Annotated in this window: 11 protein-coding genes; 9 read left to right on the top strand and 2 right to left on the bottom strand. The window is 63.0% G+C overall.

What is annotated here, in order from left to right; genetic code table 11:
* Positions 1–221 precede the first annotated feature (221 nt).
* From map to EOA33_RS13075, 9 genes are all read left to right on the top strand, one after another.
* Positions 222–1,049 (top strand): type I methionyl aminopeptidase, encoded by an 828-nt coding sequence (map, locus tag EOA33_RS13115; RefSeq protein WP_126054231.1) that lies wholly within the window; start codon positions 222–224, stop codon positions 1,047–1,049.
* 32 nt (positions 1,050–1,081) lie between these two features.
* Complete coding sequence (gene radC / locus EOA33_RS13110) at positions 1,082–1,852, top strand: DNA repair protein RadC (protein WP_126054230.1); 771 nt, start codon at positions 1,082–1,084, stop codon at positions 1,850–1,852.
* A gap of 139 nt (positions 1,853–1,991) precedes the next feature.
* Entirely contained in the window at positions 1,992–2,756 is a 765-nt protein-coding gene (locus EOA33_RS13105) for a TIGR01458 family HAD-type hydrolase (RefSeq protein ID WP_348627231.1), read from the top strand.
* Between the two features lie 154 nt (positions 2,757–2,910).
* Positions 2,911–3,783 carry a cytochrome c oxidase subunit II gene (locus EOA33_RS13100; protein ID WP_126054228.1) on the top strand — a complete coding sequence of 291 codons (873 nt, stop codon included), beginning with the start codon at positions 2,911–2,913 and terminating at the stop codon, positions 3,781–3,783.
* A 21-nt stretch (positions 3,784–3,804) separates the two neighbouring features.
* Positions 3,805–5,574 (top strand): cytochrome c oxidase subunit I, encoded by a 1,770-nt coding sequence (gene ctaD, locus EOA33_RS13095; RefSeq protein WP_126054227.1) that lies wholly within the window; start codon positions 3,805–3,807, stop codon positions 5,572–5,574.
* The gene (locus EOA33_RS13090; RefSeq protein WP_126054226.1) at positions 5,571–6,275 is read left to right on the top strand and encodes a cytochrome c oxidase subunit 3; all 705 of its coding nucleotides are present in this window, start codon (positions 5,571–5,573) and stop codon (positions 6,273–6,275) included. Before ctaD ends, EOA33_RS13090 begins: the two co-directional genes overlap by 4 nt.
* 10 nt (positions 6,276–6,285) lie before the next feature.
* Positions 6,286–7,008 carry a heme-copper oxidase subunit III family protein gene (locus tag EOA33_RS13085; RefSeq protein ID WP_126054225.1) on the top strand — a complete coding sequence of 241 codons (723 nt, stop codon included), beginning with the start codon at positions 6,286–6,288 and terminating at the stop codon, positions 7,006–7,008.
* Positions 7,009–7,034: 26 nt separating this feature from the next.
* Positions 7,035–7,433, top strand: a complete 399-nt coding sequence (locus tag EOA33_RS13080; protein ID WP_126054224.1) for a cytochrome C oxidase subunit IV family protein — start codon at positions 7,035–7,037, stop codon at positions 7,431–7,433.
* A 134-nt stretch (positions 7,434–7,567) separates the two neighbouring features.
* Complete coding sequence (locus tag EOA33_RS13075; protein WP_126054223.1) at positions 7,568–8,041, top strand: aminoacyl-tRNA deacylase; 474 nt, start codon at positions 7,568–7,570, stop codon at positions 8,039–8,041.
* A gap of 144 nt (positions 8,042–8,185) precedes the next feature.
* On the opposite strand, the gene EOA33_RS13070 is transcribed toward EOA33_RS13075, so the two are convergent.
* Both EOA33_RS13070 and EOA33_RS13065 read right to left on the bottom strand, forming a co-directional pair.
* The gene (locus tag EOA33_RS13070) at positions 8,186–9,004 is read right to left on the bottom strand and encodes a DUF2189 domain-containing protein (RefSeq protein WP_126054222.1); all 819 of its coding nucleotides are present in this window, start codon (positions 9,002–9,004) and stop codon (positions 8,186–8,188) included.
* A 366-nt stretch (positions 9,005–9,370) separates the two neighbouring features.
* Positions 9,371–10,166 (bottom strand): heme o synthase (locus EOA33_RS13065; RefSeq protein WP_127405808.1); only part of this gene is annotated, 796 nt, incomplete at its 5' end.

Raw genomic sequence — 10,166 nt, 5'->3', positions numbered from 1 at the left:
CCTTCGCCCTACCCCGTCGAGCCGCATGAGAAAAGCACCGCGCCAATCCGGCACCGGACCGGGCGGACGGCTGGGACATCGGCCATCGGGGCCGAATAGTGCGGGCTTAAGTCCGGCAGCGGCAGTTCGTCCTTGAACCTTGCGGCTTCCGGTGCCAAATCTGGGGGGATTTTTCGTGACGGCTCGCATCAGGAGCCAACCACCCCGGCAAACGGACATAAATGGTCACCTATCTCGACGCCGCCACGGCACCGCTCAGAAACACCGGCCAGATCCGCCTCTATGGCGAGGAAGGCTTTGCCGGCATGCGCAAGGCCTGCGAGCTCACCGCACGCTGCCTCGACGAGCTGGTGCCGATGGTCGCGCCGGGCGTCACCACCGAGACGATCGACCGTTTCGTCTTCGAGTTCGGCATGGACCATGGCGCGCTGCCGGCGACGCTCAACTATCGCGGCTACACCAAATCGTCGTGCACCTCGATCAACCACGTCGTCTGCCACGGCATTCCCGACAACAAGCCGCTGAAGGACAGCGACATCGTCAACATCGACGTCACGTACATCCTCGACGGCTGGCATGGCGATTCCTCGCGCATGTATCCGGTGGGCACCATCAAGCGCGCCGCAGAGCGCCTGCTCGAGGTCACCCATGAGTGCCTGATGCGCGGCATCGCCGCGATCAGGCCGGGCGCCCGCACCGGCGCCATCGGCGCTGCCATCCAGACCTATGCCGAGGCCGAGCGCTGCTCGGTGGTGCGCGATTTCTGCGGCCACGGCGTCGGCCAGCTTTTCCACGACGCGCCGAACATCCTGCACTACGGCACCGCCACCGAAGGCGTCGAGATGCGGCCGGGCATGATCTTCACCGTCGAGCCGATGATCAATCTCGGCCGCCCGCATGTGAAGGTGCTGTCGGACGGCTGGACCGCGGTCACACGCGACCGCTCGCTGTCGGCGCAATACGAGCACACGATCGGCGTCACCGACACCGGCTGCGAGATCTTCACGCTCTCGCCGAAAAAACTCGACCGCCCCGGCCTGCCGGCCTAGTCTCCCTCAAAGCCTTCGGGGGTGGCGGGTTCATGGGAAAAACCGGCGATGACGAGCGGGGATTTTTCTCCGAGCGGTGGATCGAACCGCCGGCCGGCAAAGCGGCGGTCGAAAAGAGGGCGACACCAGAACAGCCGCACTATCATGGCCATCGTGACCGTTTGCGTGAGCGTTTCACGGCCGCCGGCGCCGACGCCCTCCCCGACTACGAACTTCTCGAACTGCTGCTCTTCCGGCTGATCCCGCGCGTCGACACCAAGCCGATCGCCAAGGCCTTGCTGGCGCGCTTCGGCACCTTCGCCGAAGTGCTCGGCGCGCCGGTCAACCTGCTGCAGGAGGTGAAGGGCATCGGCCCCTCGGTGGCGGTCGACCTGAAGGTGATCGCCGCGGCCGCGCAGCGCATGGCGCGCGGCGAGGTGCACGGCCGCGAAATCGTCTCCAACTGGACGCAGCTTCTCGACTATTGCCGGTCAGCCATGGCCTTCGAAAACCGCGAGCAGTTTCGCGTGCTGTTCCTCGACAAGAAGAACGGGCTGATCGCCGACGAAGTGCAGCAGGTCGGCACCGTCGACCACACGCCGGTCTATCCGCGCGAGGTGGTCAAGCGCGCGCTGGAGCTTTCGGCCAGCGCCATCATCCTGGTCCACAACCATCCGTCCGGCGACCCGACACCGTCGCGCGCCGACATCGAGATGACCAAGCAGATCATCGAAACGGCAAAACCGCTCGGCATCGGCGTCCACGACCACATCATCATCGGCCGAAAGGGCAATGCGAGCATGAAGGGGCTGTTGTTGATCTGAGTTCGGTGTCGATCTCTGCCCCACGCCGGCGACTTGGCCCGACGAAAGCATAGGTAGCATAGCTACTTGCCGCAATCTGATCCCTTTCGCATTTGACGCATGGCGCGCTCCTCGTCATGCTGGGGTGATGACAAGGGGCGTGCTGCTGGACCTCGCAGGCGTCATCTATGATGGCGCGACTGCCATATCGGGCGGGGTCGACGCCGTCGCGCGTCTGCGCCAGGCCGGTTTTTCCATACGCTTCGTCAGCAACACCACGCGCTCGTCGAAAAAGAAGGTTCTCGACCATCTGGGGGCGATGGGCCTCACCGCCGCCAAGGCCGATGTCTTCACCCCGGCGCAGGCCGCGCGCGAATGGCTGCTGCGCAACGGCCGCGCGCCATATCTGCTGGTCCACCCCGGCCTCGAACCGGATTTCGGCGAATTGCCGGCCCGCGACAAGCGCGCCGTCATCGTCGGCGACGCTGGCGACGCATTGACTTACGCGGTGTTGAACGACGCGTTCCGCGAACTGGTCGCGGGGGCCGAATTGCTGGCTCTCGCCACTAACCGGACATTTCGCGATGCCGATGGCGCGCTCAGCCTCGATGCCGGGCCATTTGTCGCCGCACTGGAGTTTGCCTCGCTGAAACGCGCGACCGTTCTCGGCAAGCCGTCACCGGCATTCTTTCTCTCGGCGCTGGCCTCGATGAATTGTCCGCCGGAACAGGCGATCATGGTTGGCGACGACGCCGAGGCCGACATAGCCGGCGCGCTCCGCGCGGGGCTTTCGGGCGCCTTGCTGGTGCGCACCGGCAAATATCGCCGCGGCGACGAGAAGCGCTTCGATCCGCCGCCGACCGCGACCGTCGCCGATCTCGCGGCGGCCGCCGATTGGATCATCGCGCGATCCAGTCCGACCTGAAAACGAGGCTCCGTGACTGCAGGACGCGCCAGTTTGTCCACATGTACATCCCACGCATAGTCGGCTCTGGAATTTCAACCGCAAATCACGCTATGATGCCAGCGGCATTCACCGGGACGGCTTCGCGCCCCCTCGAATGCCGGGAGGACGGGACATGGCCATTGCGCTTGTACTCGTTTTGGTTGTTGTGGGCTCTGTGGTGTTTCACTTCCTGAGCCCATGGTGGTGGACGCCGATTGCCTCGAACTGGGACTATATCGACAACACCATCATCATAACCTTCTGGATCACCGGCGTCGTCTTCGCCGCCGTGGTGCTTTTCATGGCCTATTGCGTGTTCCGCTTCCGCCACCGGGAAGGCAACCGCGCCGCCTATGAACCGGAGAACAAGCGCCTCGAATGGTGGCTGACGGTCGTCACGGGAGTGGGTGTTACCGCCCTTCTGGTGCCCGGCCTGTTCGTCTGGAGCCGCTTCGTCACTGTCCCGAGCGACGCGACCGAGGTCGAAGTCATCGGCCAGCAATGGCAATGGAGCTTCCGCTTGCCCGGCAAGGACGGCAAGCTCGGCACCTCTGACACTCGCGACATAACGGCTGAAAATCCGCTCGGCGTCATCCCCGGCGATCCCAACGGCCAGGACGATGTCGTGGTCGAGGCGGCCGATCTGCACCTGCCGATCGGCAAGCCGGTCAAGATGGTGCTGCGCTCGGTCGACGTGCTGCACGATTTCTACATCCCGGAATTCCGCGCCAAGATGGACATGATCCCGGGCTCAGTCACCTATTTCTGGTTCACCCCGACCAGGACCGGAACCTTCCAGGTCCTGTGCGCGGAACTCTGCGGCCAGGGTCACCCGCTGATGCATGGCGTGGTCATGGTCGATACCGAACAGGACTACCTGGCCTGGCTAGGCCAGCAGCAGACTTTCGCGCAACTGTCGGCGCCCCAGAAGACGGGCTCGGCCGACCAGGCGACGGCGTCTGGTCTGGACGTTGCGGCAAAACTCGAAACTGTCGAGGCACGCTGAACAGGGCACGGAGGTGCCGCCATGGTCGATATCACGCCTGCAGATGCCGTACCGCCGGCCGAAGTCGCGGAAATGGAACTTTACCATCCGCACAGCTGGTGGACGAAATACGTCTTCTCGCAGGACGCCAAGGTCATCGCCATCCAGTATTCGGCGACGGCGACGGCGATCGGCTTCGTGGCGCTGATGCTGTCCTGGCTGATGCGGCTGCAGCTTGGCTTCCCCGGCACGTTCGACTTCATCACCCCCGAGGCCTATTACCAGTTCATCACCATGCACGGCATGATCATGGTGATCTACCTGCTCACCGCGCTCTTCCTAGGGGGCTTCGGCAATTACCTGATCCCGCTTATGGTCGGCGCGCGCGACATGGTGTTTCCCTATGTCAACATGCTGAGCTACTGGATCTACCTGCTCGCCGTGCTGGTCCTGGTGTCGAGCTTCTTCGCGCCCGGCGGACCGACCGGCGCCGGCTGGACGCTGTACCCGCCGCAGGCCATCATGACCGGCACGCCCGGCGGCCAGGACTGGGGCATCATCCTGATGCTCTCCTCACTTATCCTGTTCATCATCGGCTTCACCATGGGCGGCCTGAACTATGTCGTGACCGTGCTGCAGGCGCGCACCCGCGGCATGACGATGATGCGGCTGCCGCTCACCGTCTGGGGCATCTTCACCGCCACCGTGATGGCGCTGCTCGCCTTTCCCGCGCTTTTCGTCGCTTGCGTGATGATGCTGCTCGACCGCGTGCTCGGCACCTCCTTCTTCATGCCGGCGATCGTCGAGATGGGCGAACAACTGCAGCACAATGGCGGCAGCCCGATCCTGTTCCAGCATCTGTTCTGGTTCTTCGGCCACCCCGAGGTTTACATCGTCGCGCTGCCGGCCTTCGGCATCGTCTCCGACCTCATCAGCACCCATGCGCGCAAGAACATTTTTGGCTACCGGATGATGGTCTGGGCCATCGTCGGCATCGGTGCGCTGAGCTTTGTGGTCTGGGCGCACCACATGTATGTCAGCGGCATGCACCCCTATTTCGGTTTCTTCTTCGCCACCACCACGCTGATCATCGCCGTTCCGACCGCCATCAAGGTCTATAACTGGGTGCTGACGCTGTGGCGCGGCGACATCCATCTCACCATACCGATGCTGTTCGCGCTCGCCTTCATCGTCACCTTCGTCAATGGCGGGCTGACCGGGCTGTTCCTCGGCAATGTCGTCGTCGACGTACCGCTGTCGGACACGATGTTCGTCGTCGCCCATTTCCACATGGTCATGGGCGTCGCGCCGATCCTAGTGATCCTGGGCGCGATCTACCATTGGTACCCGAAAGTCACCGGCCGCATGCTCGACGAGACACTCGGCCGCTTCCATTTCTGGGTGACCTTCCTTGGCGCCTATCTGATCTTCTTCCCCATGCACTATCTTGGCCTGATCGGCATTCCGCGGCGCTACGCGGAGCTGACCGATATGACGATAATGACGGAGTCGGCCCATCATCTGAACTCGTTCATCTCGATCATGGCCTTCATAGTCGGCTTCGCCCAGATGGTGTTCCTGTTCAACCTGATCTGGAGCATCCGCAATGGCCGCGAGGCCGGCGGCAATCCTTGGCGGGCGACGACGCTGGAATGGCAGACGCCGGAGACCCCGCCGACCCATGGCAATTTCGGCAAGGAGCTGCCGATTGTCTATCGCTGGGCCTATGACTACAGCGTGCCGGGCGCCAAGGAGGACTTCATTCCGCAGAACGTGCCGGGCAATTTCGGCCTCTCCAAGGAGCCGGCATGAGCGTCATCCTGGTCTTCCTGGCTGTGATCGCCGGTTTCGCCGGCTGGTGGCTCTCGCACCAGCGGCTGACGGCGAAACCATGGTTGGAACAAGGCCTGGCAGGGGATTTCGTCGACCTCGACCGGTCGGCCCTGCCCACCGCCAAGATCGGCCTCGGCGTCTTCCTCGCCGTCGTCGGCTGCCTGTTCTCGCTGTTCACCAGCGCCTATTTCATGCGCATGGGCCTGTCGGATTGGCGGCCGCTGCCACTGCCGCGCCTCCTCTGGCTGAACACCGGCGTGCTGGTGCTGAGCAGCATCGCGCTGCAATGCGCCGTCGCCGCCGCGCGCAAATGCCAGGTCGACAATGTCCGGCTGGGTCTTGTCACGGCCGGGGTAACAGCGCTTGGCTTCCTCATCGGGCAGCTCGTGGCGTGGCGGCAACTGACCGAGGATGGCTATCTTCTCGCCGCCAACCCGGCCAACAGCTTTTTCTATCTGATCACCGGCATGCACGGCCTGCACATACTGGGGGGTCTGATCGGCCTTGGCAGGACGAGCGCTAGCGCCTGGAACGGCGCTCGGCCGGAGCGGCTGCGCCTCGGCGTCGAGCTCTGCGCCATGTACTGGCATTTCCTGCTTTTCGTCTGGCTCTGCATCTTCGCCCTTCTGGCCGGCTGGGCCGCGACGTTCATCGACATTTGCCGGCAGCTGCTGACCTAGGAGGCAGGCGATGGCTGAGACGACACTGGTGCATAGCGGCCAAACGGAGCCAAGGCCTTCCGGCTGGCAAGGCATTGCCGCTGACTGGGCCTCGGACCAGCGCGCGTTCAAGAACGTGTCCTGGGGCAAGGCCATGATGTGGATCTTCCTGCTCAGCGACACCTTCATCTTCGGCTGCTTCCTGCTCTCCTACATGACGGCGCGCATGTCGACGCGCGTGCCATGGCCCAATCCGAGCGAGGTCTTCGCGCTGCGCATCGGCGGCCAGGAGATTCCGCTGATCCTGATCGCCATCATGACCTTCGTACTGATCTCGAGCAGCGGCACGATGGCCATGGCGGTCAATTTCGGCTACCGCCGCGACCGCCGCAAGACCGCGATCCTGATGCTGTTGACCGCCGCGCTTGGCGCCACCTTCGTCGGCATGCAGGCCTTCGAGTGGACCAAGCTGATCACCGAAGGGGTACGGCCCTGGGGCAATCCCTGGGGCGCCGCGCAATTCGGCTCCTCGTTCTTCATGATCACCGGCTTCCACGGCACCCACGTCACGATCGGCGTGATCTTCCTGATCATCACGGCGCGCAAGGTCTGGCGCGGCGACTACGACATCGGGCGGCCCGGCTTCTTCACAAGCCGCAGGGGCCGCTACGAGAATGTCGAGATCATGGGCCTCTACTGGCACTTCGTCGACCTGGTCTGGGTGTTCATTTTCGCCTTCTTCTATCTTTGGTGAGAAGCAGGCTTTGTTGAGAGGAAGCTATGGCTGAAGCAACCGCAAACGGTCTCGGGCAACACGCACTGCACGCCGACCACGCGCATGACGCTGCGACGGTCGCCGTGGCCGAGGCGCATCAGGAGCATCCGATCAAGCTCTACCTGGTGGTCTGGGTGTGGCTGTTCATCCTCAGCACCTGCTCCTACTTGGTCGACTATTTCGGGCTGCACGGCTATCTCAGATGGTCGCTGATCCTGATCTTCATGATGCTCAAGGCCGGGCTGATCGTCGCCGTCTTCATGCACATGGCCTGGGAAAGGCTGGCGCTCGCCTATGCGATCATCCTGCCGCCGATATTGGTGCTGGTGTTCACGATGATGATGGTCTTCGAGTCCGACTACACGCTTTTCACCCGTGTAACGTTTTTCGGTGCCGGACCCTGACGCACAGCCGGAGTTGCTGGACGGTCGCCTCGCCTTGAAACAATGGATGGCTGAGCCATCTTTGTCGGTATCGGAGACGGTCGAAGACAGCCGTCGTTCCAATTGCATCACAACCTGAAGCAAGGGGAGCCAAAATGACGATCGCGAACAAACTGAAGCATTTCATCGACGGCAAGGGCGTTTCCTATGACACCGTCGAGCATCACCGCACGTCCACCAGCCGGCAGTCCGCCATCGCCGCGCATGTGCCCGGCAGCATCATGGCCAAATCGGTGGTCGTCCACCACGAGCTCGGTTATGCGCTGGCCGTGGTCCCGAGCACGCACAGGATCGAGCTCGGCACGTTGCAAAGCATCATGGATAAGCGTCTCGGGCTTGCTTCCGAGGACGAGGTGGTCTCGCTCTTCGGCGATTGCGACATCGGCGCGGTGCCACCGATCGGAGCCGCCTATGACGTGCCGGTGATCCTCGACGAAAGCCTTGGCAACGCCGACGACATCTATTTCGAAGGCGGCGACCACAGGACGCTCGTTCATGTCAGCGGCAAGGACTTTCGTAACCTGACAACGGATGCGCGCCAGGCCCGCTTCAGCCATCCGGCCTACTGAAGCTAGCTAAATGCATGTCACCCAAAAGTGTGCAGCGGTTTTGGGACAACGACATGCACAAAGACAAAAGCTTAAAGCGCGTCGCCTGAATCCGTTCAGACGCGACGCGCTTTAAGCCGCGCCGAAACGGCGCGGCCCCAAATCTCAACCTGCCGGTTTGACCGAAGGTGGCGGTTCCACGACCTTGCGATAGACGTGCCAGGTGGCGTGGCCGAGAATCGGCAGCACCACCGCCAGGCCGGCGAAGACCGGGATCGATCCGATGATCAGCGCAACGGCGACGATCAACCCCCAGACCGCCATCACGATCGGGTTCGCCATCACCACGCGCACCGAGGTGTGGATCGCCTCGTACGCGCCGACATCACGATCGAGCAGCAGCGGGAAGGCGACGACCGTGGTGCACAGCACCACCACGGCAAAGACGAAGCCGATGGCATGGCCGAGCACGATCAGCGTCCAGCCGCGCCCGGTGGCGAATATTTCGTTGATGAAGCCGGACAGCGATGCCGGCGGCGTCGGGCCGAAGAGATGCACGTAGAATGCCTGGGCGGTCAGAAGCCAGGCGATGAAGATCGCAAACAGCATGATTCCGACCGCCGCGATCGACGGCAAGGCGGGCGAGTTCTTGACCTCGAAGGCATGGCTCCAGGAGGCATCGAGACCGGCCTCCCGCCGGCGGCTGATTTCGTAGAGGCCGATCGCGGCGAACGGGCCGAGCAGCGCGAAGCCGGAGACCAGCGGAAACAGCAACGGCAACGCGTTGGCGCCCGATGTCCAGGCGGCGAGAACCACGCCGACCAGCGGATAGATCAGGCAGAGAAACACGATATGCGAGGGCTTGACCATAAAATCGTCGACGCCGCGTCTGAGCGCGTCGAAAAGATCGGAAACGCCGATTTTTCGAATTCTCGTATGCTCCAGCGTTTCGCTGGCACCTGCAATAACGTGAAAGCTCGCCATGACCATTCCTCCAGATCAGGTCCGGCGCGGTCGCGGTTTCATGGTGCTATCGTTCTGCGTGATTGGTCACGCAAACCGCAACCTGCACCACAAACACCATACACTTTTGCGCGGGACTTGTCGCCCTTTGTCGGCAAGGGATCCGGGTGGGCCCAAGCACAGGCTGGCTCGAAGATCCTTTTTTCGCTATTCTCCTGCAGGTCGAAGGTGAAGGTCATGGACACTCGGACGCTTCTCATACTCGGCCTTGGGATACTCATTCTGCTGCTGCTCGGATTCTTTGCGCTGCCGGCGTGATGGCTTTGGAAGCAAGGTTCTAGGCGGCCCGCGGGCTGCGGCTGCGAACCTGGCTCATGCCCATCGGGATCAGAGTGAGGCGACCACGCGCGAAACGATCCTGTCGCAGAGCAGCGTGGCGAAAATCGCGAAGAGATAAGCGATCGAAAAAGCAAACAGCGCCTTTGCCGGCGTCATCTCATTGTCGCGAGCGGCCAGCACCTTCCAGGCACGCCAGATGAAACCGATACCCAGCGCCGCTGCGACGACCCCGTAGAATCCGCTGGCGAATCCGAAAGGCCAGGGCAGCACCCCGATCGGCGCCAGGATGAGCGCGTAGGCGAAGATCTGTCTGCGCGTTGAAGCCTCGCCCGCCACGTTCGGCATCATCGGAATACCGGCGGCGGCGTAGTCGCCGACCTTGAACAAGGCCAGCGCCCAGAAATGCGGCGGCGTCCACAGGAAGATGATCAGGAACAGGATGAGGCTTTCGACACCGACGGCACCGGTGGCGGCCGCCCAGCCGATGACCGGAGGAAGCGCGCCCGCCGCACCGCCGATGACGATGTTCTGCGGCGTCGAACGCTTCAGCCACATCGTGTAGATCACGACGTAAAAGAAGATGGTGAAGGCAAGCAGCGACGCCGCGAGCCAGCCAACCAGCACGCCCAGCGTCATCACTGAGAGCGCCGAAAGCACCAGGCCAAAGCCGAGCGCTTCGCCCGGCGTGACGCGGCCCGAAGGCACCGGCCGCTTCGACGTACGCGTCATCAACGCATCGATATCGGCGTCGCACCACATGTTGAGCGCACCGGCCGCACCTGCCCCGATGGCGATCGCCGCGATCGCCATCGGGGCAGGTGCGGCCGGTGCGCTCAACATGTGG

Source organism: Mesorhizobium sp. M4A.F.Ca.ET.050.02.1.1 (assembly GCF_003997725.1).
Lineage (GTDB): Bacteria > Pseudomonadota > Alphaproteobacteria > Rhizobiales > Rhizobiaceae > Mesorhizobium.
Note: the sequence above shows the minus strand (reverse complement) of the source record. Positions and strands in the feature narration are given on the sequence as shown.

Coding starts and splice junctions, on each gene's coding strand:
- map (WP_126054231.1), top strand. CDS start 222: ATGGTCACCTATCTCGACGCCGCCACGGCACCGCTCAGAAACACCGGC.
- radC (WP_126054230.1), top strand. CDS start 1,082: ATGGGAAAAACCGGCGATGACGAGCGGGGATTTTTCTCCGAGCGGTGG.
- EOA33_RS13100 (WP_126054228.1), top strand. CDS start 2,911: ATGGCCATTGCGCTTGTACTCGTTTTGGTTGTTGTGGGCTCTGTGGTG.
- ctaD (WP_126054227.1), top strand. CDS start 3,805: ATGGTCGATATCACGCCTGCAGATGCCGTACCGCCGGCCGAAGTCGCG.
- EOA33_RS13090 (WP_126054226.1), top strand. CDS start 5,571: ATGAGCGTCATCCTGGTCTTCCTGGCTGTGATCGCCGGTTTCGCCGGC.
- EOA33_RS13085 (WP_126054225.1), top strand. CDS start 6,286: ATGGCTGAGACGACACTGGTGCATAGCGGCCAAACGGAGCCAAGGCCT.
- EOA33_RS13080 (WP_126054224.1), top strand. CDS start 7,035: ATGGCTGAAGCAACCGCAAACGGTCTCGGGCAACACGCACTGCACGCC.
- EOA33_RS13075 (WP_126054223.1), top strand. CDS start 7,568: ATGACGATCGCGAACAAACTGAAGCATTTCATCGACGGCAAGGGCGTT.
- EOA33_RS13070 (WP_126054222.1), bottom strand. CDS start 9,004: ATGGCGAGCTTTCACGTTATTGCAGGTGCCAGCGAAACGCTGGAGCAT.